Source organism: Gryllotalpicola protaetiae (genome assembly GCF_003627055.1).
GTDB classification, from domain to species: domain Bacteria; phylum Actinomycetota; class Actinomycetes; order Actinomycetales; family Microbacteriaceae; genus Gryllotalpicola; species Gryllotalpicola protaetiae.
Genome location: NZ_CP032624.1, coordinates 1404382 through 1429751 on the forward strand (window position 1 = coordinate 1404382; position 25370 = coordinate 1429751).

General features: G+C 70.3%; 24 protein-coding genes. 12 read left to right on the forward strand and 12 right to left on the reverse strand.

Features of this window, described 5'->3' with window-relative positions; genetic code table 11:
- Nucleotide 1: 1 nt before the first annotated feature.
- The 3 genes from D7I44_RS06875 to D7I44_RS06885 are packed head-to-tail and all read right to left on the reverse strand — an operon-like array spanning nt 2 to nt 3329.
- Nucleotides 2-1021 carry a TIGR03842 family LLM class F420-dependent oxidoreductase gene (locus tag D7I44_RS06875; protein WP_120788810.1) on the reverse strand — a complete coding sequence of 340 codons (1020 nt, stop codon included), beginning with the start codon at nt 1019-1021 and terminating at the stop codon, nt 2-4.
- A gap of 20 nt (nt 1022-1041) precedes the next feature.
- On the reverse strand, nt 1042-2472 hold the full coding sequence (gene hydA, locus D7I44_RS06880) for a dihydropyrimidinase (RefSeq protein ID WP_120788811.1): 1431 nt from the start codon (nt 2470-2472) through the stop codon (nt 1042-1044).
- Nucleotides 2473-2480: 8 nt separating this feature from the next.
- Complete coding sequence (locus D7I44_RS06885; protein WP_120788812.1) at nt 2481-3329, reverse strand: nitrilase-related carbon-nitrogen hydrolase; 849 nt, start codon at nt 3327-3329, stop codon at nt 2481-2483.
- 171 nt (nt 3330-3500) lie between these two features.
- Here D7I44_RS06885 and D7I44_RS06890 point away from each other — a divergent pair, with 171 nt between their 5' ends.
- The 3 genes from D7I44_RS06890 (at nt 3501) to D7I44_RS06900 (ending at nt 6838) form a co-directional block, all read left to right on the forward strand.
- Nucleotides 3501-4748, forward strand: a complete 1248-nt coding sequence (locus D7I44_RS06890) for an aminotransferase class I/II-fold pyridoxal phosphate-dependent enzyme (RefSeq protein ID WP_245980095.1) — start codon at nt 3501-3503, stop codon at nt 4746-4748.
- Between the two features lie 133 nt (nt 4749-4881).
- On the forward strand, nt 4882-5904 hold the full coding sequence (gene cofD / locus D7I44_RS06895; RefSeq protein ID WP_120788814.1) for a 2-phospho-L-lactate transferase: 1023 nt from the start codon (nt 4882-4884) through the stop codon (nt 5902-5904).
- A gap of 103 nt (nt 5905-6007) precedes the next feature.
- Nucleotides 6008-6838: an alpha/beta fold hydrolase gene (locus tag D7I44_RS06900; RefSeq protein WP_120788815.1), complete on the forward strand. Its 831-nt coding sequence runs from the start codon at nt 6008-6010 to the stop codon at nt 6836-6838.
- Here D7I44_RS06900 and D7I44_RS06905 read toward each other — a convergent pair.
- Nucleotides 6789-7637: a hypothetical protein gene (locus D7I44_RS06905; RefSeq protein WP_120788816.1), complete on the reverse strand. Its 849-nt coding sequence runs from the start codon at nt 7635-7637 to the stop codon at nt 6789-6791. The two genes, D7I44_RS06900 and D7I44_RS06905, sit on opposite strands and share 50 nt — an antisense overlap.
- Before the next feature lie 205 nt (nt 7638-7842).
- Between D7I44_RS06905 and cofG the strand changes: the two genes are divergently transcribed.
- The 3 genes from cofG (at nt 7843) to D7I44_RS06920 (ending at nt 12561) form a co-directional block, all read left to right on the forward strand.
- A complete protein-coding gene (cofG, locus tag D7I44_RS06910; RefSeq protein WP_120788817.1) occupies nt 7843-10179 on the forward strand; it encodes a 7,8-didemethyl-8-hydroxy-5-deazariboflavin synthase CofG in 2337 nt (778 codons plus the stop codon).
- The gene (locus D7I44_RS06915; RefSeq protein WP_120788818.1) at nt 10172-11620 is read left to right on the forward strand and encodes a flavin-containing monooxygenase; all 1449 of its coding nucleotides are present in this window, start codon (nt 10172-10174) and stop codon (nt 11618-11620) included. Before cofG ends, D7I44_RS06915 begins: the two co-directional genes overlap by 8 nt.
- Before the next feature lie 74 nt (nt 11621-11694).
- Nucleotides 11695-12561 carry an aldo/keto reductase gene (locus D7I44_RS06920; RefSeq protein ID WP_120788819.1) on the forward strand — a complete coding sequence of 289 codons (867 nt, stop codon included), beginning with the start codon at nt 11695-11697 and terminating at the stop codon, nt 12559-12561.
- 68 nt (nt 12562-12629) lie between these two features.
- Here the strand turns inward: D7I44_RS06920 and D7I44_RS06925 are convergent, their stop codons facing one another.
- Nucleotides 12630-14153, reverse strand: coding sequence for an MptA/MptB family glycosyltransferase (locus D7I44_RS06925; protein WP_162940102.1), 1524 nt, complete (start codon nt 14151-14153; stop codon nt 12630-12632).
- Between the two features lie 73 nt (nt 14154-14226).
- On the opposite strand from D7I44_RS06925, the gene D7I44_RS06930 reads away from it, so the two are divergent.
- Complete coding sequence (locus tag D7I44_RS06930; RefSeq protein WP_120788821.1) at nt 14227-15141, forward strand: NADP-dependent oxidoreductase; 915 nt, start codon at nt 14227-14229, stop codon at nt 15139-15141.
- A gap of 73 nt (nt 15142-15214) precedes the next feature.
- Here the strand turns inward: D7I44_RS06930 and cofC are convergent, their stop codons facing one another.
- The 5 genes from cofC to D7I44_RS18090 are packed head-to-tail and all read right to left on the reverse strand — an operon-like array spanning nt 15215 to nt 18491.
- Nucleotides 15215-15844 (reverse strand): 2-phospho-L-lactate guanylyltransferase, encoded by a 630-nt coding sequence (cofC, locus tag D7I44_RS06935; RefSeq protein WP_120788822.1) that lies wholly within the window; start codon nt 15842-15844, stop codon nt 15215-15217.
- Nucleotides 15841-16611 (reverse strand): coenzyme F420-0:L-glutamate ligase, encoded by a 771-nt coding sequence (gene cofE, locus D7I44_RS06940; RefSeq protein WP_120788823.1) that lies wholly within the window; start codon nt 16609-16611, stop codon nt 15841-15843. Before cofE ends, cofC begins: the two co-directional genes overlap by 4 nt.
- Complete coding sequence (locus tag D7I44_RS06945; protein ID WP_120788824.1) at nt 16608-17609, reverse strand: TIGR03557 family F420-dependent LLM class oxidoreductase; 1002 nt, start codon at nt 17607-17609, stop codon at nt 16608-16610. Before D7I44_RS06945 ends, cofE begins: the two co-directional genes overlap by 4 nt.
- The gene (locus tag D7I44_RS06950; protein WP_120788825.1) at nt 17606-18238 is read right to left on the reverse strand and encodes an MOSC domain-containing protein; all 633 of its coding nucleotides are present in this window, start codon (nt 18236-18238) and stop codon (nt 17606-17608) included. Before D7I44_RS06950 ends, D7I44_RS06945 begins: the two co-directional genes overlap by 4 nt.
- 22 nt (nt 18239-18260) lie before the next feature.
- A complete protein-coding gene (locus D7I44_RS18090; RefSeq protein ID WP_162940103.1) occupies nt 18261-18491 on the reverse strand; it encodes a hypothetical protein in 231 nt (76 codons plus the stop codon).
- A 248-nt stretch (nt 18492-18739) separates the two neighbouring features.
- On the opposite strand from D7I44_RS18090, the gene D7I44_RS06955 reads away from it, so the two are divergent.
- Nucleotides 18740-19582: an exodeoxyribonuclease III gene (locus D7I44_RS06955; protein ID WP_120788826.1), complete on the forward strand. Its 843-nt coding sequence runs from the start codon at nt 18740-18742 to the stop codon at nt 19580-19582.
- Here D7I44_RS06955 and D7I44_RS06960 read toward each other — a convergent pair.
- Nucleotides 19579-20118 carry a GNAT family N-acetyltransferase gene (locus D7I44_RS06960; protein ID WP_120788827.1) on the reverse strand — a complete coding sequence of 180 codons (540 nt, stop codon included), beginning with the start codon at nt 20116-20118 and terminating at the stop codon, nt 19579-19581. The two genes, D7I44_RS06955 and D7I44_RS06960, sit on opposite strands and share 4 nt — an antisense overlap.
- Nucleotides 20119-20140: 22 nt before the next feature.
- Nucleotides 20141-21061 carry an AEC family transporter gene (locus tag D7I44_RS06965; protein WP_120788828.1) on the reverse strand — a complete coding sequence of 307 codons (921 nt, stop codon included), beginning with the start codon at nt 21059-21061 and terminating at the stop codon, nt 20141-20143.
- A gap of 92 nt (nt 21062-21153) precedes the next feature.
- On the opposite strand from D7I44_RS06965, the gene D7I44_RS06970 reads away from it, so the two are divergent.
- From D7I44_RS06970 to D7I44_RS06985, 4 genes are all read left to right on the forward strand, one after another.
- Nucleotides 21154-21969, forward strand: a complete 816-nt coding sequence (locus tag D7I44_RS06970) for an alpha/beta fold hydrolase (RefSeq protein WP_120788829.1) — start codon at nt 21154-21156, stop codon at nt 21967-21969.
- Nucleotides 21970-22071: 102 nt separating this feature from the next.
- Nucleotides 22072-23172: an epoxide hydrolase family protein gene (locus tag D7I44_RS06975; protein WP_120788830.1), complete on the forward strand. Its 1101-nt coding sequence runs from the start codon at nt 22072-22074 to the stop codon at nt 23170-23172.
- Nucleotides 23173-23217: 45 nt separating this feature from the next.
- On the forward strand, nt 23218-24309 hold the full coding sequence (locus D7I44_RS06980) for a threonine aldolase family protein (protein ID WP_120788831.1): 1092 nt from the start codon (nt 23218-23220) through the stop codon (nt 24307-24309).
- Nucleotides 24310-24588: 279 nt separating this feature from the next.
- A complete protein-coding gene (locus D7I44_RS06985; protein WP_120788832.1) occupies nt 24589-25176 on the forward strand; it encodes a nitroreductase family protein in 588 nt (195 codons plus the stop codon).
- Nucleotides 25177-25370 lie beyond the last annotated feature (194 nt).

The window sequence follows — 25370 nt, forward strand, 5'->3', positions numbered from 1 at the left end:
GTCACGCCTTCGCGATCACGTGCTCGGAGACCGCGGGGATCACCGTCTCGCCGTAGACCCGCAGCGTCTCCTCCTTGTTGTCGTGCTGCAGGTAGCCGGCGAACTGGGTGACGCCTAGCTCTTTGAGGGCCGTGAGCTTCTCGATGTGAGCGGATGCCGGACCGAGCACACACAGCCGGTCGACAATCTCGTCGGGCACGAACGCCGTGTGCGTGTTGCCGGCGCGGCCGTGCTGGTTGTAGTCGTAGCCCTCCCGCGCCTTCACGTAGTCGACGAGCACCTGCGGAACGGCGCCGCCGTCCTCGCCGTAGCGCTTCACGATGTCGGCGATGTGGTTGCCGACCATGCCGCCGAACCAGCGGGTCTGCTCGCGCTGGTGGGTGAGCTCGTCGCCGATGTACATCGGGGCTGAGACGCAGATGGCGAGGGATTCCGGATCGCGGCCCGCTTTGCGTGCGGCATCCTTCACTGCTTTGATCATCCACTCGGCCACGTCGAGATCTGCCAGCTGCAGGATGAAGCCGTCGCCCACCTCGCCCGTGAGCTTGAGAGCCTGCGGGCCGTACGCCGCGACCCATACCGGCAGCTCGCTGCCCTTCGACCACGGGAAGCGGAGCGTCGAGCCCTTGTACTCGACCGAGCGCGAGTTGCCGAGCTCGCGGATCACGTGGATCGCCTCGCGCAGCTCGGCCATCGTCACCGGCTTGCCGTTGGTGACCCGCACCGCCGAGTCGCCGCGGCCGATGCCGCACACGGTGCGGTTGCCGTACAGCTCGTTGAGGGTGGCGAAGACGGAAGCCGTCACCGTCCAGTCCCGCGTGGCGGGGTTCGTGACGAACGGGCCCACTTTGATGCGGTGGGTGCGGGCGAGGATCTGCGAGTGGATGACGTATGGCTCCTCCCACAGCAGGTGGGAGTCGAACGTCCACGCGTGGCTGAAGCCGTACTGTTCGGCGAGCTCGGCGAGGTGGATCACCCTGCTCGCGGGCGGGTCGGTCTGGAGGACGACGCCGAAGTCCATGGTCTGGCCTGCCGTTCCCGCTAGACCAGGTACTGGCTCAGGCCGCGCTTGATGAACGAGCCGTCGCCCTTGGCGCCCCGGTAGCCCCCCTTGTCGACGATGACCCTGCCGCGGGACAGGACCGTGTCGACGCCGCCGTCGATCTCGAAGCCCTCCCACGCGGAGTAGTCCATGTTCATGTGGTGCGTCTTCGCGCTGATCGTGGTGTGGGCGTTCGGGTCGTAGATGACGACGTCGGCATCCGCCCCGGGCTGGATGACGCCCTTCTTGCCGTAGAAGCCGAACATGCGGGCCGGGGTGGTCGAGGTCAGCTCGACCCAGCGGGGCAGTGAGATCTCGCCGAGCACAACGCCCTGGTAGATCAGGTCGAGGCGGTGCTCGACCGAGCCGATGCCGTTCGGGATCTTGGCGAAGTTGCCGAGGCCCAGCTCCTTCTGGTCTTTCATGCAGAACGGACAGTGGTCGGTCGAGATGACCTGCAGGTCGTTCGTCCGCAGGCCCTGCCACATGTGGTTCTGATGGCCTTCCGCGCGGCTGCGCAGAGGCGTCGAGCACACCCACTTGGCGCCCTCGAAGCTGCCCCACTCGTCGCTCTGCGCGCCGAGCTGCTCTTCGAGGCTCAGGTAGAGGTACTGCGGGCAGGTCTCGGCGAACACGTTCTGGCCGCGGTCGCGGGCCGCCGCGATCTCTTCGACGGCCTGCTTCGCGCTGACGTGCACGACGTAGAGCGGCGCGCCGGTCATGCCGGCGTAGGAGATGGCGCGGTGCGTCGCCTCGGCCTCGGTCTGCCAGGGGCGGGTCGTGCCGTGGTAGTACGGCGCGGTCTCGCCGCGGGCGAGCGCCTGCTGCTGCAGCACGTCGATGACGGCGCCGTTCTCGGCGTGCATCATGATCATCGAGCCGGTGTCTGCGGCCTTCTGCATGGCCTTGACGATCTGGCCGTCATCCGACAGGAACACGCCCTTGTAGGCCATGAAGAGCTTGAAGCTCGTCACGCCCTCCTTGATCAGCTCGTCCATCGCGGTGAGCGAGCTGTCCTGGACGTCCGAGAGGATCTGGTGGAATCCGTAGTCGATCGCGCAGTTGCCCGCCGCCTTCTCGTGCCACAGCGCGTACTGGTCGAGCGGGTTCTCGCCCGCGTACTGCACGACGAAGTCGACGATCGTGGTCGTTCCGCCGTGCGCGGCTGCGCGCGTGCCGGTCTCGAAGGTGTCGGACGCGAAGGTGCCGCCGAACGGCATCTCCATGTGGGTGTGCGCGTCGACGCCGCCGGGGATCACATACTTCCCCTGCGCATCGATGACGGTGTCGACGGATGCTTTGAGGTCAGGGCCGAGCAGCTGGGAGCCGGGCGCCAGAACCGCGGCGATCGTCTCGCCGTCGATGAGCACGTCGGCGGCCACGGTGCCCGTCGCGTTGACGACGGTGCCGTTCGTGATGAGTGTGGTCATCGCTCCTCCTACGGCTTCGGGATGCTCGTGTAGGACTCGGGCCGGCGGTCCCGGTAGAACTGCCAGTCGTCGCGCACCTGCCTGATCAGGTCGAGGTCGAGGTCGCGGATGACGAGCTCCTCGTCGGTGCCCGACGCGTAGCCGCCGATGATGTTGCCGCGCGGGTCGACGAACTGGCTCGAGCCGTAGAAGTCGACGGCGAGGTCGCCGTACTCGTTGTCCTCGCGGCCGACCCGGTTCGGGGCGGCGACGAAGTAGCCGTTCGCGGCGGCGGCGGCGGGCTGCTCGATCTCCCACAGGCGGTTGGAGAGGCCCGGCTTCGTGGCGTTCGGGTTGAAGACGATCTGCGCGCCGTTCAGCCCGAGCTCGCGCCAGCCCTCAGGGAAGTGCCGGTCGTAGCAGATGTAGACGCCGATCGGCCCGACGGCGGTCTGGAACACCGGGTAGCCGAGGTTCCCCGGGCGGAAGTAGAACTTCTCCCAGAACTTGTCGAGGTTCGGGATGTGGTGCTTCCGGTAGCTGCCGAGAACGCTGCCGTCGGCATCCACCACCACGGCCGTGTTGTAGTACAGCCCCGGCATCTCGGCCTCGTAGATCGGCAGCACCATCACGAGACTCAGCTCTTTGGCGAGCGCCGCGAAGCGCTGCACGATCGGACCGTCGGCCGGCTCGGCGAAGTCGTAGTACTTCTTGTCTTCGGTGATGCCGAAATAGGGGCCGTAGAAGAGCTCCTGGAAGCAGATCACCTGAGCGCCCTGCGCCGCGGCGTCGCGGGCGAACTGCTCGTGCTTGTCGAGCATGGACTCTTTGTCGCCCGTCCAGGTCGTCTGGGTGATCGCGGCTCGGATGACCGTCATCGAAAACCTCCAACTGTCGTTCTGTTATCGTTCGGCGTGAACATTTCCCGACAATTTCCTCGCGTGACGCGGCGGTAAATGTTGCCGAGACCTGATGACACCTCCCCTCGGGGCATTGCCGCAAGCATTGCGAGGCAGATCACCTCTGGTGAGCTCGCCCCGGGCGACCGCTTGCCGACGGTGCGCGAGCTCGCGGCATCCCTCGGCGTGTCGCCCGCAACGGTTTCGCACGCCTGGCAGACACTGCTCGCCGCGGGCCTGATCGTCGCGCGCGGCAGGTCCGGCAGTTTCGTCCGCGAGCCGGGGGCGACAGATGCCTCATGGCTGCCCCGGAGCATGGCCGAGCTCGCCGGTCGCGCGCCCGTGGGCGAGCTCGACCTGTCGCGCGGAACTCCCGATGTCGCGCTGCTGCCCGAGCTGCAGCCCGTGGTCGGCCGCATCATCTGGCAGGCGGGCACGGGGGCGTATCAGGAGCTTCCGGTCATCCCCGAGCTGCACCGGCTGCTGCGCGACGCCTGGCCGTACCCGGTCGAAGCGCTCACCGTGATCGACGGCGCGCTCGACGGCCTCTCGCGCACGCTCGACCAGACTGTGCGGTTCGGCGACCGCGTCGCCGTCGAGGTGCCCGGCTTCCCGCCGCTGTTCGAGATGCTCGAGGCGCACGGCGTCGAGCGGGTACCGCTCGAGCTCGACGGCTCGGGGGTCACCCCGCGGTCGCTGTTCCGGGCGCTCGCGCGCGGGGTGTCGGCGGTGGTGCTGCAGCCGAGGGCGCAGAACCCGACTGGGGCGTCACTCTCGTCGCAGCGCGCCGAGGAGCTCGCCCGCATCATCGCGGGGCAGCGGCGCGGGGCTTCGATCGTCGTGATCGAGGACGACCACTCTGGGCTCATCTCAGGCGCGCCGGATGTCTCGCTCGGCACCTGGCTGCCCGGCCAGGTCGTGCACCTGCGCAGCTTCTCGAAGTCGCACGGCCCCGACCTGCGCATCGCGGCGCTCGGCGGCCCGCGGCCGCTCGTCGACCGCATCGTGGCGCGACGGCTGCTCGGCCCGGGGTGGACCTCGCGGATGCTTCAGCGAGTGCTGCTCGAGCTGCTGCGCGACCCGCTCGCGGTGGCCTCGGTGGCGCGGGCGGGCGGGGTGTACGCCGAGCGGCAGGCCGCGCTGGTGGCGGCGCTCGGGCGGCGGGGCGTGTCGGTGCCATCGGGTGACGGGATCAACCTGTGGCTGCCGGTGCGCGACGAGCGCGAGGCCGTGGCCGTGCTCGGCGCCGCGGGGGTGCGCGTCGCCGCCGGGGCGCCGTTCGTGGCCGATGAGCCGGGTCGGCCAGGCATCCGCCTCACCGTTGGCGCCCTGCCCGTCGAGCGCGCGGCGGCGGTCGCCGCGCTGCTCGCGCCGCTCGTCGCCCCGGTCGTCGATTAGTCGCCGATTCCGGCGTCGCGCGCCGACTTTCTGACGACCCGGCGCGAGCCGGCCCGCTCGCTCGTCGATAAGTCCGCTTTAGCGGCGGCGGCGAGCGATTTATCGACGACCGGGCGGCGCATAGGCTCGAGGGATGCCACAGAACATCGTCGTCTTCGTCGGGGGCGTCGGGGGCGCGCGGTTCACGCGCGGTCTCGTCGGGGAACTCGAGCGGCGCTACCCGTCGCCGGCCGGAACCGACGGGCAGAACCGCCCGTCGGTCACCGCGATCGTCAACACGGGCGACGACTCCTGGATCGCGGGCCTGCGCGTCACCCCCGACCTCGACTCGATGATGTACACCCTCGCCGGTGTCAACGACGACGAGCGCGGCTGGGGCCTGCGCGACGAGTCGTACCGCGTCTCGGCCGAGCTGTCGGCCTACGGCGTCGGATGGCCGTGGTTCACGCTCGGCGACCTCGACCTCGGCACCCACATCGCCCGCACCGCGCTGCTGCGCGAGGGGCTGACCCTGACCGAGGTCGTCGCACGCCTCGCCGCGCGCTGGAACGACGGCGCGGGGCTGCCCGTGCGGCTGCTGCCGATGAGCGACGAGTCGGTCGAAACGCATGTCGAGATCGACCTCGGCGCGGGGCCCGAGCTCGTGCACTTCGAGGAATGGTGGGTCAAGCACCGCGCCGCCGTTCCCGCGCGGCGGTTCGTGCAGCTCGGGCTGACTGGGGCGTCCGCGACGCGGCCGGTACGCGACGCTCTAGCCTCTGCCGACGTCGTGCTCATCGCACCCTCGAACCCGGTCGTCTCGGTCGGGACCGTGCTCGCGATCCCGGGCATCCGCGAGGCGCTCGGCGCCTCATCCGCTCCGGTGGTGGGCGTCTCGCCGATCATCGGCGGCGCGGCGGTGCGCGGCTATGCGGATGCCTGCCTGACCGCCATCGGCGTCGAGACCTCTGCTCTCGCCGTCGCACGCCACTATGGCGCGCGCGCCGACGGCGGCCTGCTCGATGGCTGGCTGGTCGGCGAAGAGGACGCGTCTTCGGTGGAGGCGGTGTCGGCTCTGGGCATCCGCTCGCATGCCGTACCGCTGTGGATGAAGGATGCCGCAACCTCCGCCGCCCTCGCGGGCGCGGCGCTCGACCTGGCCGCCTCGTTGGCCTGAGCGGCACCGTGCCGCCGTCGGCGGGTGCGAAAAGCACGTTCGATCGCGAACGAACGTGCATTCCGCACCCCCGGATGTCGGCGGTCGTGCGTAGCCTCGACGCGTGCATATCGAGACGCGCGGCTCAGGGGCGCCGCTGGTTCTGATCCACGGATTCGGGGTCGACCATCGGATTCTGCTGCCGCTCGACGATGCCATCGCGGCGCGGGGTGGGTGGCGACGCATCTATGTCGACCTGCCCGGCATGGGGCGGTCGCCGATCGGCGACATCGCGAGCGCGGAAGATCTCGTGATCGAACTCGCTGACACGGTGCGCGGCGCGATCGGCGACGAGCCGTTCGCGCTGCTCGGAAACTCGTACGGCGGCATGCTTGCGCGGCGCCTCGCGCACGACTTCGGTGAGCAAGTGATGGGCTTCGCAACGCTCGCGGGGGTGTTCGTGGCGAAGCACGGCGAGCGCACGGCACCGCCGCGCACGGTCCTTCACGAAGACGCCGCCATCTTCGAGGGCGTTCCCGGCGCCGTCGCCGACGGTTACCGCGGCTTCGCCGTCTGGCAGTCTGCGGCGGGGCTCGAGAACTTCATCGAGACCGTGCAACCGGGCATCGAGCTGGTCGACCAGGCGGGCCTCGAGCGCATCGCCGAGAACTACGCGTTCGAGGTCGAGCCGGAAGATCAGGCATCCGTCCCGTTCTCGAAACCGGCGCTCTTCATCGCCGGCCGGCAAGACGACGTCGTGGGCTACACCGACGCCTGGCGCCGCCTCGATCACTACCCGCGCGGTTCGTTCCTCGTGCTCGACGCCGCTGGCCACAACATCATCGGCGAGCAGCTCGGTCTGGTCGCCGCCGCGGTCGGCGAGTGGCTCGACCGCGTCGCCGCGTTCAGAGCTGATGCGCCCAACGGGCCGCGCGATCGGCCAGCTTCGGCATGACCGTGCTGAGCAGGCGGTCGACCTCTGCCCAGTCGGCTCGGCGCAGGAAGTCGTACTCGATCTCGCTGAAGAACACCACTCGGTCGCCGGTGATCTCGACGTTGTAGTCGGCCGCGTGATCGACGAGCAGGGCCATCACGTCAGGCGTCAGAACGTAGAGCGCGTCCTGCTGGTATGCGATCGGGGCGTACAGCCGGAAGCTCTTGTCGAAGTCGCCCTCGAGCGACAGCCGACCCACCCGGTCGTAGCTGTCGGGCAGGTCGCTGCCGAGGAAGTCGTTCGAGCGTGCGTCGAGAATCAGGTGCGGCAGCGCCGCGGGCAGCCGGGCGATGACGTAGTGCCACGGATGCGTCGTCTTCGGCTTCCCGGTTCCCGTCGTGTAGGTGAGCGAGCCGAACTCGGTGCCGCGGTCGTCGCGGAAGTAGCTCGTGCCCTCGAGGTCGTCCCCTGCGTGCAGCAGCGCGAAGTCGACGGCGGTGAGCCCCGACTCGGCGAAGGTAAAGCCGTTGGCCTCGGCGGCGAGATGCAGACGCAGGAACTTCGGCTCGGCCCGACGCGCGATCAGGGCCGCGCCCGCGAGGGCGCCACAGATGACCGCGGTGAGGATCGCGGCGCCCGCAAGCAGGGCCAGCGCTGCGCTGCCCGAGGTGTTGAGCGCGATCAGCGCGACAGCCACGATCACGGCGGCGGCGCACACGATCAGCCGCACACGCGGGAACCGGGTGCGGGGCCAACCGGGCGGCGCTGCGGCGAACGCCTTCGCGTCGCTCGCGCCGAGCCAGCTCGTGTCGAAACCCATGGGCGCCCCTCGCTGAGTCGTGTCGACTCACGCTAGTGGGCGGGTCGTCGCTGTGCCAGGAATCCGTTCAGTCGAATCGTTGCGACTCGGTTTAGGCTGGTTCCATCGGCAGCGGCCTGGATTTTGGCCGCCGAGCTGCGCGCATCTGGCTTTGATGGCGTTCCGGCTCGGCATCCGTATTCGCCCACCCATGTCTAGGTGACCCATGGCCGTTCCGCTGATGCTGCGCACCCCCGCAGCCCCCTATGCCCGCCCCGACGAACTCGACGGCGCCCTCGACCGTCTGGAAAGCGCGCGCGAGCCATGGGTCTCGCTCTCGCACGCGGATGCCACGATCCTGCTCGCCGCCCGCGATGAGGACCTCGACCGGCTGCTGCTCGTGGCCGGCCGCATTCGCGACGACGGGCTCGCGGCGGCCGGCCGGCCGGGAGTCATCACGTACTCGCGCAAGGTGTTCATCCCGCTCACGCACCTGTGCCAGGACCGCTGCCATTACTGCATCTTCGTGCAGACGCCGGGCAAGCTCACGAAGGCCGGCATCTCGCCGTACATGGAGCCCGAGGAGGTGCTCGAGGTCGCCCGCCAGGGCGCGGCGCTCGGCTGCAAGGAGGCGCTTCTCACCCTCGGCGACCGGCCGGAGAACCGCTGGCCGATCGCGCGACAGTGGCTCGACGAGCACGGCTACGAGTCGACCCTCGACTACGTGAAGGCGATGGCCGAGCTGATCCTCGCCGAGACCGGGCTGCTGCCGCACCTCAACCCCGGCGTGATGTCGTGGGCCGAGCTGCAGCGGCTGAAGCCCGTCGGGCCGTCGATGGGCATGATGCTCGAGACGACCTCGTCGCGCATCTGGGAGACGCCGGGCGAGGCCCACTTCGGCTCGCCCGACAAGGACCCGGCCGTGCGCTTGCGGGTGATCGACGACGCCGGGCGCTCGCGCATCCCGTTCACCACCGGGGTGCTCCTCGGCATCGGCGAGACGGCGGCCGACCGCATCGACGCGGTGCTCGCACTGCGGGCGTCGCACGAGAAGCACGGGCACATCCAAGAGGTGATCGTGCAGAACTTCCGCGCGAAGAACGCCACCGCGATGATGGGCGCCGTCGACCTCGAGACGCAGGAGTACGCGGCAGCCGTCGCGGTCACCCGCGTGCTGCTCGGCCCCGGCATGCGCGTGCAGGCACCGCCGAATCTGACGGATGCCGGCGAGCTCGCGCTTCTCGTACGTGCAGGCATCGACGACTGGGGCGGCGTCTCACCCCTCACTCCCGACCACGTGAACCCCGAGCGCCCCTGGCCGCAGATCGAGGAGCTCGCCCGGCTCACCGCCGAGGGCGGCTACACGCTGCGCGAGCGCCTCACCGCGCACCCGCACTACCTCCGTGAGGCGCGCGGGGCCGTCGCCGCCGGCGGCGACGCGGGGCGTGGCGCCGACTGGTTCGACGACCGCCTGAGTCCGCGCCTGCTCGAGCTCGCCGACGATTACGGGCTCGCGAAGCACGACGCCTACCTCGAGTCGGTGCTGAAGCGCGCCGAGGCCGACCCCACGGGCCTCACCGACGCCGAGTACGTCGCCCTGCTGCACGCCGACGGCGACGACCTCGAGACGCTGGCCGCGCTCGCCGATCGGGTCCGGCACGAGCGCGTCGGCGACACCGTCACCTACGCGATCAACCGCAACCTCGACGCCTCGCTCGGCCTGCCGGCCAGCGACATCGCCGCACTCGCCGACGAGGCGGCGGCACTCGGCGCGACCGAGATCTGCGCCCAGGGCGCGGTCCCTCGCGAGCTCGGCGCCGACGGCTACCTCGACTTCGCCCGCGCCATCAAGCGCGCGCAGCCGGGGCTGCACCTGCACGCCTTCCGGCCCGCCGAAGTGCTCGACGGCGCCGCCCGGGCAGGGCTCGCCCTCGCCGGCTGGCTGGAGCGGCTGCGCGCAGCCGGTGTCGACACCGTGCCGGGCACCGGGGCGCGGATTCTTGATGATCGCATACGCGGCATCCTGACCGGGGGCACCGACATTCCGGCATCCGTCTGGCTTGACACTGTGGAGAACGCACACCGCGCTGGCCTGCGCTCCACCGCCACGATGATCTACGGGCACGTGGAAACCGCCGCCGACCAGGTGAAGCACCTGCGCACGCTGGCCGCGCTGCAGGATCGGACCGGCGGCTTCACCGAGTTGATCGCCATGCCCTGGCTGCCCAGCGAATCGCCGGTCGACGTGCCGGGCGCCCGCCCCGGCCCGAGCCTGCGCGAGTCGCGCGCGGTCCACGCCGTCGCGCGGCTGATGCTCGCGGGGCGCATCGACCACATCCAGGCGGCCTGGACGAAGCTCGGCCTGCGCGGCGCGCAGCTCGTGCTCGCCGGCGGCGCCGACGACCTCGGCGGGGTCCTGCTCGACGGCGTCGTCGACCCGAGCGCCGGCCCCGAGCAGGGCCGCCAGCTCACGGTCGCCGATGTGACCCGGCTCGCCGCCGAGCTCGGCCGACCGGTGCGCCAGCGCACGACCACCTACGGCGAGGTGCGCTCCGATGGCTGAGCGTTCGGCGCTCGGAACGGCGGTCATCGGCGCGGGCATCGCCGGCATCGGCATGGGGGCGCAGCTGAAGCGCGCCGGTCGTCACGACTTCCTCATCTTCGAGCGCGCCGACGACCTCGGCGGCACGTGGCGCGACAACTCCTATCCGGGTGTCGCGTGCGACATCCCGAGCCGGCTGTACTCCTACTCGTTCCGCCCGAAGCAGCACTGGTCGCGCCGGTTCGCACCGGGCGCCGAGATCTTGGAGTACCTGCGCGACACCGCGCAGGCAGAGGGCCTCGCGCCCCACCTCAGGCTCGGGGAGACTCTCACGAGCGCCCGTTGGGACGACGAGAGCGGATGCTGGCGCCTGACCACCCCGCGCGGGGAGTACTCCGCCCGCGCTCTGGTCATGGCCGCCGGCCGCCTGAGCGAGCCGAAGACACCCGGCATCCCCGGCCTCGAAACCTTCCCCGGCCGCGCCTTCCACTCGGCCCGCTGGGACCACGCGCCGCTCGACGGCCTGCGCGTCGGCATCGTCGGCACGGGGGCCAGCGCGGTGCAGCTCGTGCCCGAGGTGGCGAAGGTCGCGGCATCCGTCACCGTCTTTCAGCGCACGCCCGCGTGGGTGCTGCCGCGCGGCGATCGCGCGCTCGCGCCGGGCGAGCCGCAACCCGATCGGGCGGCGCTCTCGGCAGAGGCCGAGCAGCTGTTCGACTCGCGCCTCTCGGGCTCGCCCGAGCTGGCCGCCCTGCGCGCCAAAGCGGAAACCCACCTGCGCGCGCACGTCGCCGACCCGCGGCTGCGCGCCGAGCTCACCCCCGACTATGAGCTCGGCTGCAAGCGCGCCGTGTTCAGCGACGACTACTTCACGGCGCTGCAGCGCCCGAACGTGACGCTCGAGCCCAGCGCACTGACCACTGTTGACGGCACGACGGCGGTCGCGGCATCCGGTGCCCGCTACGAACTCGACGTGCTCGTCTTCGCCACCGGGTTCGAGACCACGCGGCCGCCATTCGCCCGCCTGGTCACCGGCCGCGACGGCGAGACCCTCGCCGCCCACTGGGCCGACGGCATGACGAGCCACGCGTCAACGGTCGTGCACGGCTTCCCCAACCTGTTCGTGCTCGACGGGCCGAACGCGGCGCTCGGCCACCACTCGGCGTTCGAGGTGATCGAGGCCCAGCTCGGCTACGTGCTCGGCGCGCTCGAGCGGCTCGATGCGACGGATGCCCCGCTCGAAGTCACCGCAGACGCCGAGGCCGCCTATTCGGCCGAGATCGACCGGCTCGCGGCACGCACGGTCTGGGTGACGGGCGGATGCTCGAGCTGGTACCGCGACGAGGCATCAGGTCGCCTCACCCTGCTGTGGCCGGCCCGCGTCTCGGAGTTCCGCGACCGCTACGGCACCTTCGACCCAGCGCCGTTCGCACAGCCGATTCCGCAGGAAGTTCGCGCATAGCTGACCGGCGCGTGGCGGGGAATGACCGACGACCGGGGCACCTTGACCCAGAAGGACCATCTGAGGAGATGTGAATGACTGACACAGAACTGACCGCCGCGGCATCCGGAACCTTCGCGATCGGCGGTGACCTCACCGTCAACCGCCTCGGCTTCGGGTCGATGCAGCTTCCCGGGCCGGGCGTCTGGGGCGAACCCCGTGACCCCGAGGGCGCCGTGCGCGTGCTGCAGCGCGCCGTCGAGCTGGGTGTGAACTTCATCGACACCGCCGACTCGTACGGGCCCGTCATCGCCGAGCAGCTCATCAAGAAGGCGCTGCACCCGTACCGCGATGACCTGGTCATCGCGACCAAGGCAGGTCTGACCCGCCAGGGTCCGAATATCTGGACTCCGGTCGGCCGCCCGGCCTATCTGCGCCAGCAGGCGGAGCTCAGTCTGCGCAACCTCGGCCTCGACACCATCGACCTGTTCCAGCTGCACCGTATCGACCCCGAGGTGCCGCTCGAGGACCAGGTCGGCGAGCTGAAGAAGCTGCAGGACGAGGGCAAGATCCGCCACATCGGCCTCTCCGAGGTGTCCGTCGCAGAGGTCGAGGCCGCCCAGAAGGTCGCGTCGATCGTGTCGGTGCAGAATCTCTACAACGTGGCGAACCGCCAGTCCGAAGAGCTGCTGGACTGGTCGACGGCGCACGGCGTCGGATTCATCCCGTGGTTCCCGCTCGCGACCGGCAAGCTCTCGCAGCCGGGCGGCCCGCTGGCGCGACTCGCCGAGAAGACCGGAGCGACCCCGTCGCAGCTGGCACTGGCGTGGCTGCTGAGGCGCTCGCCCGTCATGCTGCCGATCCCCGGGACGTCGAGCGTCGAGCACCTCGAGGACAACATTGCGGGCGCGTCCGTCGAACTGTCCGACGAGGACTTCGCGGCCATCGAGGCGGCCGTCTAGCCCAGGAACGGACGCAAGACGCACGATTCGTCACACGAGAACGCGGGTTCCGTGTGACGAATCGTGCGTTAATTGCCGGAACGTGCGGGGGCGAGCTCGCGGGCGGCCTCGGCGGAGGCATCCGCTCGCCAGCCCCGCTCCCTGATCACCCGCGCAACCGTCGCGAACAGGCCGACCAGCCCGGGCACGGCCTGCCCCAAGAACGCCTGCGCCGTGTAGAAGATCGTGTAGTAGACCGAGCCGATCGCACTCGCGTCACCGAAGGGCGCGACGACCCGCGAACCCAGCGCGAGCAGCACGATCACGACCGTCTCGATCTCGGCCGCGCCGAGCGCGAGCAGCGCCGATGGCAGCGCCGCATACCACGGCCACTCGAGGGGCAGCAGCACGAAGATCAGCAGCGAGACGATGCTGCACGCGCGGATGAACCCGGTCACGGTGCGCACCAGGAAGCACGCGGCGACAGTCGGCAGCACGAGCAGAGCCAGCAGAACGATCTCTGCGGTCCCGGGCCGCAGGATGCCGTAGACGATGCCCGCGATCGACAGCCCCGGCGGCGCGGCGGCCTCAGTGAACAGCCCGTTGAGCGTCGCCGGCCCGACCCAGAACGGCGCGAACAGCGCAACCGCCGCGCCCGCGCTCACGACGACGCCGGCGACCAGCTCGAGCGCGAGCCGACGAGCCGACCGCCGCCAGAGCACGAGCGCCACGAGCACGAGCAGCCCGAGCGGCGCGGCGCTCGCCTTCACGAGCACGGCGAGCGCGATCGCGACGACGGCGACGAACGCCCAGCGGCGCACCGTCGCGAACATCGCGAGCACGACGAAGAAGATCATCACCGCGTCGTTGTGCCCCTCGCCCGCGAGCTCGATCAGGATCAGCGGGTTCGCGAGGAACAGCAGCACCCCGCGCAGGCGCCGATCGGGCGCGATGCGGGCGAGCAGGCGCCAGATCAGGGCTGCCGTGCCGAGCATGGCGAGGAACGACGGCAGCTTGATGAGCAGGATGCCGAGGCCGACGTTGTTCCCGGAGAGCAGGTAGGCGCCCTTCTCGAACATGGTCCACAGCGGGCCGTACGGAGTGACCGGATGCACCGCCTGCCAGCCGCTGTCGAGCAACAGCTGCCCATAGGGCAGCCACGCCACCGATGACGACGCGTCGACGTACGGGTTGAGCCCCGGCGTCGCCGCCAGGAAGCCGTGCGACAGGTAGGAGTACGCGTCGATCGACAGCGTCGGCGGCAGGAAGTAGAGCGCGACGGCGATCACCAGCGGCAGCGTGATCAGAGCCCAGGTGAGCCCGGCCGCCGCGAAGCGCTCGGCGCGCACGAACAGCCAGACCGCGAGGCCGGTGACGGCCGCGCCGAGCACGATCACCCGCACCGTCGCGTCGAGCCCCACGACCGGGTCGGAACCGGGCCGCGGCGTCTGGGCGGTCATGCCGGCGACGAGCCCGTTCGTCCAGAGGGCGTTCTGGGTGAGCCAGAGCGCTGTGTACGCGGCGAGCGTGAGCACCGCCAGCGCGGCGAACTCAACGACGAGTCGCGCGCGCCCTAAGGCGCCTGCGGGCACGGCAGCCCCACCTTGAGCCATGAGGCAACGCTAGTGCGCGGCGGCGACGACGGATGTCCGACCGCACGCCACCTCGCCGACTAGCGTTCCCCTTATGAAGGCTGCGCAGTTCAGCCGCTTCGGCGGCCCCGAGGTCCTTGAAATCGTCGACCTGCCCGAGCCGCACCCGGGCCCGGGCGAGGTGCGAATCGCGGTGCGCGCCGCCGGGGTGAACGCGAGCGACTGGAAGAAGCGGCTGGGGCAGATGGACCCCGAGCTTCCCCAGACGCTGGGCTACGAGGCGGCCGGAGTCGTCGACGAGCTCGGCGATGGCGTCGTCGACGTCGCCCTGGGTGATCGCGTCTACGGGTTCTCGGGCGGGGCTGCGCAGGCCGAGCTCGCCGTGCTCTCGAGCTACGCGCCCATTCCGGACGGCCTCGACTTCACCCAGGCCGCCGCCCTCCCCGCCTCGGCGGAGACCGCGGCACGGGCGCTCGACCAGCTCGGCGTGAGCAGAGACGGCAGCGCCGGCCCCGTGACCCTGCTCATCAGCGGCGCCTCAGGAAACGTCGGCGGTGCGGCGACGCAGCTCGCGATCGCCCGCGGCGCCCGCGTGATCGGCTCGGCGAGCGCTGCGAAGCAGGACTACGTGCGCTCCCTCGGCGCCGAGCCGGTCGTCTACGGCGACGGCCTCGGCGAGCGGGTGCGCGCCCTCACCCCCGGCGGGGTCGATCTCGCGCTCGACGTGGCAGGCAGCGGCATCCTGCCCGAGCTGATCGAGCTCGCGGGCGGCGCGCAGAACGTCATCACCGTCGCCGACTTCCTCGGCGCGCGCGACAACGGCGTGCGCTTCAGCCGGGGCGACGCCGGGCGCGCGCTCTACGTGCTGGGCGAACTCGCCGAGCTGCTGGCATCAGGGCGCTTCGCGGTGCCGCCCGTCCAGACGTTCCCGCTCACCGACATCGCCGAGGCGCACCGGGTCGGCGAGAGCGGCCGCGCGGGCGGAAAGCTCGTGCTGGCCGTCGGGTGACTCGGCGCGGGCGGCACGACGCACGATATGTCACCCCGAACGCGACGATCGGGGTGACGAATCGTGCGAGCCGTCAGCGCAGCGCGGCGAGCACCGCCCGCGTGAACTGTCCGGGGGCCACGATCACATCGACGTCGTCCGGCGCGTCGACGTCGCGGCGCAGGCCCGATGCGGCCGGCACGTCGAGCAGCGCGAAGCCCGCGGCCGCGTGCGCCGCAGCCGACCCCGCCCCGAATCGCGGTTCCGCGACGGCTCCGGGGGCAAGGGTGATGAGCGAGGTGCCGGTGCCCGCGGCATCCGCCACATAGGCGAGCGGATGCCGGACCGCAGCGCCCAGCGCATCGCCCAGCTCAGTCGCCGTGAGCTCGGGCAGGTCGCCGAGCAGCACGGCCACGTGGGCGGCAGGGTCGGCGGCGCGCGTCACCCGGATGCCGTGCGCGATCGCACCGTTCAGCCCGTGCCGCGGGTCGGGGGTGAGCTCGACCGGCGCGAGCCCCGGCGTCTCGGGGAACAGCGCCGCGAGGCCGGGCTCGCTCGAGACGAGCGTCACGCCGTCGACGCCCGGGGTCTCTCGGACCGCAGCCACGACGTCCTGCAGGAACGCGAGCGCCAGGGCGTGACGTGAGAGGTCGTCGAAGCGCGCGGCGAGGCGCGACTTCGAGCTCGGCGCGCCCTTGAAGGGGATGACGACGCGCCAGGTCATTCGAGCTTCTCGCCTGCCAACCCCAGCCGGTACGCCTCGTCGGTGCCGAGGCGGAACATGTCGGTCGGGCCCGTGCGGGGCAGCGTGCGCGCGCCGGGGGTGTCGACCTCGTCGGTGACGAGTCGCCCCATGCCGCGCACGACCGCGACCGGCCGGCCGGACGCTTTGCCCTTCACGAGGTCGCCGAGCCCGGCGAGCTCGTCGGCGACGACCGGCACCGTGACGTTCAGGGGCCGCCCTTGCGCATCCGTCGACCCACGCAGATCGTCGACCACCTGAACACCCGCCGCACCGATCGCGACGTCGGTCTGGCCGATGCGCCAGGCGCGGCCGAGGGTGTCCGACACGATCACGCCGAGCCGCACCCCGAACCGCGCCCGCAACGCCGCGGTGAGCCCGCGCGCCGAGGCGTCGGGGTCGACCGGCAGCAGCAGCACGGTGCCGTCGGCCGTGTTCGACGCGTCGACGCCGGCGGCGGCCCCCACGATTCCGAGGCGGTTCTCGACGATGCGGGTCACGCCGCCCTCGAACGCGCGTGTCGCGACGACGCGCACGGTCTCCGCGGTGATCGCGTCCTCCCGGTCGGATGCCTCGACGATGCGCCCCTCCGCCTTCGAGACGATCTTGCTCGTCACGATGAGGATGTCGCCGTCCAGGCATCCGCCCCCATCGCTCACGATCGCGTCGCCGATGAGCTGCGCGAGATCCGCGCCGGGCTCGATCTCGGGGATGCCGTCAAGGGCCCACGCGCTCACGCGCTCAGTCATCGCACCACCTTCGGAAGGACGTCGCGGCCGAACACGTCGATCCACTCGCGCTGGTTGCGGCCGACGTTGTGCAGGTAGATGCGGTCGAAGCCGAGGTCCGCGTAGCGCTGGATCGCCGCCCGGTGCACATCGGGATCGGCCGAGATGAGCAGGCGCCCCTCGAAGTCCCCGGGCCGCACCATCTTGGCGAGCTGCTCGAACTCCCACGGGCTGCGCACGTCGGATTTCGGGAAGTGCATGCCCCCGTTCGGCCACTCGGCGAGCGCGTTGCGCGCCGCCTCTTCCTCGGTGGCGGCCCACGACAGGTGCAGCTGCAGCACCTTCGACGCGGTGTCGGCACGACGGCCGGACTCACGGCGGCCCTCGGCGAAGCGCTCGAGCAGCGGGCCGAGCTTGTCGACGGGCGCGCCCGTTGTGATGAGCCCGTCGGCGGTGCGGCCCGCGCGCTTCGCGGTGACCGGCCCTCCTGTCGCGATCAGGATCTCGGGCGCGGTCGCGGGCATCGACCACAGACGGGTCGACTCGAGCTTGAAATAGCGCCCGTCATGTTTCACATCTCTGTGCCGGATGCCTGACGCGAACAGCTTCTGAATGACCTCGACCGCCTCGAACATCCGGTTGATGCGCTCCGGCGCCTCCGGCCAGTACTGGCCGACCACGTGCTCGCTCAGCGCCTCGCCGGCGCCGATGCCGAGCCAGTGCCTGCCGGGGTACATAAGACCGAGGGTCGCGCTCGCCTGAGCGACGAGCGCCGGGTGGTGGCGGAACGTCGGGGTGGTGACGCCCGGGCCGAAGTCGCCGGTGGTGCGCTCGGCGACCGCAGTCAGCACGTTCCACACGTAGGACGAGTTGCCCTGCTGCGGCACCCAGGGCTGGAAGTGATCGGTGGCCGCCGTGCCGGAGAATCCGTGCTGCTCCGCATACGCGGCGAGCGCGACCGCCTCTGCCGGATCGAACTGCTCGAGCGCGGCGCTGTACCCGATGGTGAGGCCGCTCACGCCGAGACCAGCGCCGCGATCTCGGGGTGCAGCGTCTCGACGGGCTGGTGGTCGGCGAGGGTGCGCGCGAAGTCGAGCGCTTCTCCCTTCCGCCCCGTCGCGAAGAACCGGCTGACGGTGATGCCGTGCCCCGGCTGGTGGACGATCTCGATCTCGTCGCCCGCCACGATCGCGCCCTTCTCGACGACGCGGAAGTACGCGCCCGTGCGGTTCGCCTGCGTGAAGCGCTTCACCCACTGCGGCTGGTCGACGTAGCGCTGGAAGGTCGCGCACGGGGTTCGTGGCGAAGTGACCTCAAGCACGAGCTTCGCGCCGATGCGCCAGCGCTCGCCGATCTCGGCGTTCGAGACCTCGATGCCCTGCGTACGCAGGTTCTCACCGAACAGCCCGGGCGGGATGTCTCGGCCGAGCTCGGCCGCCCACCAGTCCGCGTCCTCCTGCGCGTAGGCGTAGACCGCCTGGAAGAGGCCACCGTGGTTCTTGCGGTCCGCCTGCACGTCGCCGTAGACGCCGTAGGGTTTCACCGCGAGCGCCTCGCCGACTGGCTGCTTGTGGATCGCGGTCACGCCGACCGAGCCCTCATCGGGCAGCAGCTTCTCGACACGACACAGCTGGAGCAGGGTGGCCATGCTCCATTCTCACCCGCGCGGGCTACGGCACCTGCGTCACCGGTGGGTTCGGCTCGAGCGTGACCCCAGGGTTGTAGAGCCCTCCGGGGCCGGTCGAGTACACCGGCGTCGGGATGATCAGTGGGCCGCCGCGCACCGACGCTATCCGCTCGTACGCCAACCCCGCGAGCACGATCACGATCAGGCATCCGATCGCCAATGACAGCCAATAAGCGACGCCGCGCCTCTTACGACTCCGCGGTCCCCCCGACATGCGCGCCAGTCTGCCACGCAGGCACGGTCCGCCTGGCTGGTTCTCGGCAGCCGACGTGTACGGCACGTGTTTCGGAGCCCCAAGTCACCATGAGGCCAGCAATCTGCTGGCAACCTTCTCTCACAGCACTTCGATGAGGGAACAGATCCGGTACGGCGCGACGCATCACCAGATCTGTTCCCTCATCGAAATGAACCGAAGGGAACGCGACAGCCCGCGCGCCTCCGCGGCCCCCATAGGCTGGCGCTATGCGCGTCGCGACCTGGAACGTCAACTCGATCCGGACCCGCTACGGTCGCGTCGTCGACTGGCTGCTGCGCGAGGACATCGATGTGCTCGCCATGCAGGAGATCAAGTGCAAGCCCGAGCAGTTCCCGCGTGAGGCGTTCGAAGAGGCGGGGTACGAGCTCGCGATCCACGGCCTCAACCAGTGGAACGGGGTCGCGTTCGCCTCGCGGCTTCCCCTCGAGGACGTCGAGGTCGGATTCCCCAGCCAGCCCGGCTTCCTCAAGGGGGCCGAGGGCCCCGACCAGCCTCAGGAGGCCCGCGCGCTGGGCGTGACCGCGGCCGGCATCCGCCTCTGGTCGCTGTATGTGCCCAACGGGCGCGCGCTCGGCGACCCGCACCTGGCCTACAAGCTGGACTGGCTGCGTGTGCTCGCCGACGACACGCGCGCCTGGCTCGCCGACGACCCGACGCTGCCGCTCGCGCTGATGGGCGACTGGAACGTCGCCCCGCTCGACTCGGACGTCGGCGACCCGTCGTTCGTCCCCGGCGTCTCCACCCACATCTCGCCCGAGGAGCGGGCCGCCTTCGCCGCGTTCGAGACCGCCGGGCTCGCCGACGTGGTGCGGCCGCGCGTGCCGTCGGGCTACACGTTCTGGGACTACAAGCAGCTCCGCTTCCCGCGCAACGAGGGCATGCGCATCGACTTCATCATGGGGTCGTCGGCGTTCGCAGAATTGGTGACGGATGCCGCGATCCACCGCGACGAACGCAAGGGCGACGCTCCGTCAGATCACGTGCCCGTCGTCGTCGAGCTGTCGGTCGACGCGGAGGACGAGGACTACGACCGCCCGATGGTGTTCTAGAGCCGCTTCACCATGTTGAGCTCGAGCCGGGTGCGGTCGAGCGGGTACGGCATGGTGTGGCCGGTCTCGACGAATCCGCGGGCCTCGTAGTAACGGCGCGCCCGTGTGTTGTCCTCGTGCACGTCGAGCTGCAGCCGGTCGGAGAACCCGCGCGCCCAGTCCTCGATCGCCTCGAGCAGCGCGTCGCTCACTCCACGGCGGGCGCCGCGATGCGTGGAAGACACGAACACGGCCACCAGGAACGGCGCACCGCCGCCGTGATCGAGTGCGCCACCCATCATGCCGATGAATTCGTCGGATGCCTCGTCCACCGCCACGACGAACAGGCGGTTCCGCTCTTCACCGCGCCCCGCATACGCCCGCCACTCCGCCTCGCTCATCAGCAGCGCGTTCTCGTACGTCTGGCCGAACGCCATCGGGGTGTCCTGCAGAGCTTCCAGGCGCAGTCGGCGCATCGCCTGCCAGTCCTCGCGGGTGCTGCGCCGCACGGTGAACCCCATGCGCACCATTGTGCCGGGGACGTCTGTGCCCGGCATCCGCCCGCCGCCTTCGGTCGCGCTAGGTCAAGAGCAGCGCGATCACGAAGATCGCCGGCACAGAGAAGATCGTCGTGAGCAGCACGGCGTCGCGCGCGACGATCTCGCCTCGCTCGTAGCGCGCGGCGAAGTTGTACACGTTCTGCGCGGCGGGCAGCCCGCTCAGCACAGCCGTGACGAACAGCTGGTGGCCGGTGATGTGGAAGCCGAAGCGCGCGATGGCCCAGCCGACGAGCGGCATCAGGATGACCTTGAACGCGCTCGCGACGATCACCTCCGCGCGTGCGCCGCGCGCACGCAACGGCGCCGAGCCGTGCAGCGACATTCCGAACGCCATCAGCACAACGGGCACCGCCGCCCCGCCGAGCAGGGTGAAGGCGCTGTCGACCGGGCCCGGGATCCTCCAGCCGAGCGCGGCGACCACCACGCCCGCGAGCGACGCGATGATCATCGGATTCCGCACCGGGTTCAGGACGATGTCGCGCAGGCTCACCCGCCCGCGGCTCGTGACGTCGAGCACGGTGAGAGCGATCGGCGCGAAGATGATCAGCTGCACGAGAAGCACAGGCGCGACATACGCCGCGCTGCCCAGCACGTAGACCGCCACGGGAATCCCGATGTTGTTGAAGTTCGAATAGCTCGCCGACAGCACCCCGATGGTCGTGCGCGCCGCCGGACGCGGGAAGAACAGGCGGCTGAGCAGCAGGAACAGCACGCCGGCGGCGACGGCGGCGAGGTTCGCGGCAAGACCGACCCCCGAGCCGACTGTGCGGATGTCCTCTTTCGCGAGCACCGTGAACAGCAGCGCCGGGTTCGTGACGAAGAACGCGATGCGGTTGAGCACGTAGCCGGCTTGCGGGCCGCCGACCCCGATGCGGCCCACGACGTAGCCGACGGCGATCACGAAGGCGATGATCCCGAAGCCCGTCAGCACGCCCAGCACGCTTGTCAGCCTATTGGTATACCAGTGCGCGGACGCCTTTGCAGCAAACGGATGCCTGAGCCGATGTCGGCCGTGCCGAATAGCGTTGACGTATGCCGTTCGTCCAGGTTCCCGGTGCCCGTCTGTACTTCGAGACAGAGGGCGAGGCCGGCGCGCCCGCGTTGCTGCTCGTCCACCAGGGCGTGGCCACGCTGCGCATGTGGGACGAGCAGGTGCCCGCGTTCGCCGCGGGGCACTTCGTGATCAGGTATGACGCACGAGGTTTCGGGGCGACCGAGGCCGACGATGTCGCATTCAGCCCTGCGGCAGACATCCGCGCCCTCCTCGATCATCTGGGCGTCGCGGCGGTGACCATCATCGCGAACTCGCAGGGCGGGAACTTCGCGTTCGACTTCGCCGTCGAGTCGCCGGAGCGCGTGCGCGGGCTGATGACGATCGGCTCGCAGTGCAGCGGTTTCCCCGAGCTCTCGCTCGCTCCGGATGAGAAGGAGCAGTTCGACGAGCTGTGGGCCCTCTGGGGTGCGGCCGACTGGCCGGCGCTCAACCGACGCATGGTCGAGATCTGGAACCTGCGCACCGGCGACGCGTCGACGCCGCTCGATCCGGTCTTCGTCGAGCGGGCGTACGCGCTGAACGCCGCGAACCTCGCGCACGCGGGCTTCCAGGCGCAGCCGACCCCGGTCGACCCGCCGGCATACGAGCGGCTCGGGTCGCTGACGATGCCGGTCATGGTGACCGTCGGCGAGTGGGACCTCACGACCGAGCGCGAGCACCAGCGCGCGCTCGCCGAGCTGATCCCGGGTGCCGAGGGGCACGTTTTCCCCGGCGCCGCGCACCTTCCGAGCGTGCAGCACCCTGCGGAGTTCGAGGCGTTCGCACTTGCGTGGCTCGAACGGCATGGTCTGTGATGCGCGCCACGCCGAGAAGTGCGCGCATGTCCTCGGTGCCGACCGCCGACGACATCGCGACACGTCTCGAGGCGATCACGCCGGGCGCGTAGCGTGAGCGCCATGGACTTCGCGCCGCACACAAGTCCCGCCGCCATCGCCGAGCTGCGCGCACGGCTGCTCGCAACGAGATGGCCCGCCATCGCCGCCGACCCGGAGTGGTCGCTCGGCACCGACCCCGAGTATCTGCGCGAGCTGGTCGCCTATTGGGCAGACGGCTTCGACTGGGAAGCGCGTGAGGCCGAGCTCAACAAGCTGCCGCGGTCCTTCGTCGAGGTCGGCGGCACGGGCATCCATGTGATCCACTCGATCGCCGACCGCGCCGATCGCGCGGGCCCGGCGCCGGCACTGCTCCTGCTCCACGGGTGGCCGGACTCGTTCTGGCGCTACCTCAAGGTGATTCCGTTGCTCGCGCCCGATTTCGACCTGGTCATTCCTGACATGCCGGGCTACGGCTACTCCGACATTCCCGCGACGGCTCTCGACTCACGTCAGGTCGCGGCGCTCTACGCCGAGCTCATGACCAAGCTCGGCTACGAGCGCTTCTTCGCCGCCGGCGGCGACATCGGCTCGGGCGTCGGCCAGTTCCTCGCGGTCGACCAGCCCGAGCGCGTGATCGCCCTGCACCGCATGAGCGCGGGGCCACCGAGCCCCTCGGTCGACGCATCGCAGCTCACTCCTGAGGAGCAGCAGTGGCTCACGGGCGCCGCACGGTGGCTCGGCGCGGAGGGGGCGTATGCCGCCATGCATCGAACGAAGCCGAACACGGCCTCGTTCGGGCTCACGGATTCCCCGGTCGGACTTGCCGCCTGGATCGTGGAGAAGCTGCGAGCGTGGAGCGACGGCGGTCTCTCGGCGTACTCGAGGGACGACATCCTGACGAACCTCTCGATCTATTGGTTCACGGGCACGATCGGCTCGTCGATGCGGATGTATCACGCGAACGCCCTGATCCCGCCCGAGCAGTACGCGCGCCGCGTCGAGGTGCCCTCGGGGTTCTCGAGCTTCCCGGGCGACATCGTGCGCACCCCGCGCGCCTGGCTCGAGCGTGCGACGAACCTCGTCCGCTACGTCGAGCCGCCACGCGGCGGCCATTTCGCCCCGTACGAGGTCCCCGAGCTCTACGCGCAAGAGCTGCGCGACTTCTTCGGGCCGTTCGTCTGAGCACTGAGCCTCGCCGCGGGCCGACGAGCAGGACATGATGGACCCATGGCCTTCGAGCGTCTGCACGATCCGTCCATCACGAGCTTCGCGAGCGACAACTACGCGGGCGCGATCCCCGAGGTGCTCGACGCGATGCTCATCGCGAACGGCGGCCATCAGGCGAGCTACGGCGGCGACGCCTACACCGCCCGCCTCGACGCCCTGATCAAGGAGCAGTTCGGCGCGTCGGCCGAGGCGCACATCGCGCTCAACGGCACGGGCGCCAACGTGCTCGCACTGCAGAGCATCACCGAGCGCTGGTCGGGCGTGATCTGCGCGGAATCCGCCCATATCAACACGGACGAGAACGGCGCCCCCGAGCGTGTCGGCGGCCTCAAGCTGCTGCCGGTCAGCACGGAGGACGGCAAGCTCACCCCTGAGCTCATCGATCGCCAGGCGTGGGGCTGGGGCGACCAGCACCGCGCGCAGCCGAGCGTCGTGAGCATCACACAGGCGACCGAGCTCGGCACGATCTACACAGCCGACGAGATCGAGGAGATCGCCGACCACGCGCACAACCGCGGCATGACGCTGCACGTCGACGGCGCCCGGCTCGCCAACGCCGCAGCGGCGCTGAACCTGCCGCTCGCCGAGTTCACGAGCGACGCCGGTGTCGACATCGTGAGCTTCGGCGCGAGCAAGAACGGCGGCGCATTCGGCGAGGTCATCGTCATCGTCGACCCCGAGACGACGCTCGGCATCGAGTACCTGCGCAAGGCCGACATGCAGGTGCCCAGCAAGCAGCGTTTCATCGCCGCGCAGCTGGTCGCGCTGCTCGAGGACGGCCTCTGGCTGCGCGCGGCCCAGCACGCGAACGCGATGGCGGCACAGTTGCGCGAGCAGCTCGAAGAGGCAGTGGCGGATGCCGCGGCCCCCGGCCTCTCGTTCACGCAGCCCACCCAGTCGAACGCCGTGTTCGCCCTGCTGCCGAAGGTCGCGGCCGACATCGTGCGCGGGCGCTATGCGTTCTACGACTGGGATTCCACCCGCACCGATGGCTTCAGCGAGGTGCGCTGGATGACCGCATGGGACACCACCGAGGAAGACGTCGAGTCCTTCGCCGACGCGATCGTCGAGGGACTGCAGGCGGTCGTGTAACCGGCATCCGTTTTGCATCTTTGTTGCATCTAAGATAGAATGGATGCATCGAGCGAGGGTTCCCGCGATGCACGGCAGCAGCTGTGATCAGCTCGCTCGGCGGTCGCTGCCGACCACCCGGCCTCGGTCGGCGGGCTCGTCTCCACCCCCCTGAATGAATCCGTCGGCCGAGTTTCCGCGTCTTCTGGAATAGCCGCCCGGCTTCATGTGTTCGCATGGTGTTGTAGATAACATCGGCACTGGCGCCGAACCCGATCGAGTTCGAGAGGAGTCAGCGCCATGACGCTGATCACTGACCTGAAGTCCGCGCAGACCACCGCCCCGATCCTCGAGGTGCTCGCCGAACGCTGGAGCCCCCGCTCCTATACCGACGAGGTGATCGACGAGGAGAAGCTGGCATCGGCCCTCGAAGCAGCGCGCTGGAGCCCTTCGGCGGGCAATTCGCAGCCGTGGCGCTTCATCGTCGCCCGGCGCGGCACGCCGGCATTCGAGAAGGTCGCCGCGAGCCTGATGGGCTTCAACCAGGTATGGGCGCCGACCGCGTCGGTGCTGCTCGTCGGCCTCTACACCGAGCTGCGCGACCAGCAGGGGAACCTGCGCCCCACACCCGTCTACGACCTGGGCCAGGCGATGGCGCACCTCTCAGTGCAGGCCCACCACGACGGCCTGCACGTGCACCAGATGACCGGCTTCGTCGGCGATGAGCTCGCCGCGGCGTTCGACCTTCCGGCAGACGTGAAGCCCTTCGTCGTCGCCGCAGTCGGCACCGTCGGCTCGCCGGACGACCTCGACCAGGCACTCGCGGAGCGAGAGCGCCAGCCGCGCACGCGACTGGCGCTCGACGACATCGTGCTCGTGAACGAGTAGCCGAGCCGCCCTCGCGCGATCGTCGCCGAGCGCCAGAAAGGCGCATTTCGAAGCGACCGCCAAGAGCCCCGCTGACCTGAAGGTCAGCGGGGCTCTTTCCATTTCTGCAGCCGCCGGCCGCCACCTCGGGTGGCGACACCGGAGGCCGTCGGCGAGCGCGTCTGCGCCGTTGCTGACCACAACGTGGGAGTTGA

What these genes read in the sequence shown, in the direction of transcription:
- D7I44_RS06925 (WP_162940102.1), bottom strand. Translation starts at nt 14,153, where the DNA reads ATGGCTCAAGGTGGGGCTGCCGTGCCCGCAGGCGCCTTAGGGCGCGCG.
- D7I44_RS06985 (WP_120788832.1), top strand. Translation starts at nt 24,589, where the DNA reads ATGACGCTGATCACTGACCTGAAGTCCGCGCAGACCACCGCCCCGATC.
- D7I44_RS18090 (WP_162940103.1), bottom strand. Translation starts at nt 18,491, where the DNA reads ATGTCGGGGGGACCGCGGAGTCGTAAGAGGCGCGGCGTCGCTTATTGG.
- D7I44_RS06960 (WP_120788827.1), bottom strand. Translation starts at nt 20,118, where the DNA reads ATGCCGGGCACAGACGTCCCCGGCACAATGGTGCGCATGGGGTTCACC.
- D7I44_RS06930 (WP_120788821.1), top strand. Translation starts at nt 14,227, where the DNA reads ATGAAGGCTGCGCAGTTCAGCCGCTTCGGCGGCCCCGAGGTCCTTGAA.
- cofD (WP_120788814.1), top strand. Translation starts at nt 4,882, where the DNA reads ATGCCACAGAACATCGTCGTCTTCGTCGGGGGCGTCGGGGGCGCGCGG.
- D7I44_RS06980 (WP_120788831.1), top strand. Translation starts at nt 23,218, where the DNA reads ATGGCCTTCGAGCGTCTGCACGATCCGTCCATCACGAGCTTCGCGAGC.
- D7I44_RS06915 (WP_120788818.1), top strand. Translation starts at nt 10,172, where the DNA reads ATGGCTGAGCGTTCGGCGCTCGGAACGGCGGTCATCGGCGCGGGCATC.
- D7I44_RS06975 (WP_120788830.1), top strand. Translation starts at nt 22,072, where the DNA reads ATGGACTTCGCGCCGCACACAAGTCCCGCCGCCATCGCCGAGCTGCGC.
- D7I44_RS06955 (WP_120788826.1), top strand. Translation starts at nt 18,740, where the DNA reads ATGCGCGTCGCGACCTGGAACGTCAACTCGATCCGGACCCGCTACGGT.
- cofG (WP_120788817.1), top strand. Translation starts at nt 7,843, where the DNA reads ATGGCCGTTCCGCTGATGCTGCGCACCCCCGCAGCCCCCTATGCCCGC.
- D7I44_RS06875 (WP_120788810.1), bottom strand. Translation starts at nt 1,021, where the DNA reads ATGGACTTCGGCGTCGTCCTCCAGACCGACCCGCCCGCGAGCAGGGTG.
- D7I44_RS06920 (WP_120788819.1), top strand. Translation starts at nt 11,695, where the DNA reads ATGACTGACACAGAACTGACCGCCGCGGCATCCGGAACCTTCGCGATC.
- D7I44_RS06905 (WP_120788816.1), bottom strand. Translation starts at nt 7,637, where the DNA reads ATGGGTTTCGACACGAGCTGGCTCGGCGCGAGCGACGCGAAGGCGTTC.
- D7I44_RS06950 (WP_120788825.1), bottom strand. Translation starts at nt 18,238, where the DNA reads ATGGCCACCCTGCTCCAGCTGTGTCGTGTCGAGAAGCTGCTGCCCGAT.
- cofC (WP_120788822.1), bottom strand. Translation starts at nt 15,844, where the DNA reads ATGACCTGGCGCGTCGTCATCCCCTTCAAGGGCGCGCCGAGCTCGAAG.
- cofE (WP_120788823.1), bottom strand. Translation starts at nt 16,611, where the DNA reads ATGACTGAGCGCGTGAGCGCGTGGGCCCTTGACGGCATCCCCGAGATC.
- D7I44_RS06970 (WP_120788829.1), top strand. Translation starts at nt 21,154, where the DNA reads ATGCCGTTCGTCCAGGTTCCCGGTGCCCGTCTGTACTTCGAGACAGAG.
- hydA (WP_120788811.1), bottom strand. Translation starts at nt 2,472, where the DNA reads ATGACCACACTCATCACGAACGGCACCGTCGTCAACGCGACGGGCACC.
- D7I44_RS06885 (WP_120788812.1), bottom strand. Translation starts at nt 3,329, where the DNA reads ATGACGGTCATCCGAGCCGCGATCACCCAGACGACCTGGACGGGCGAC.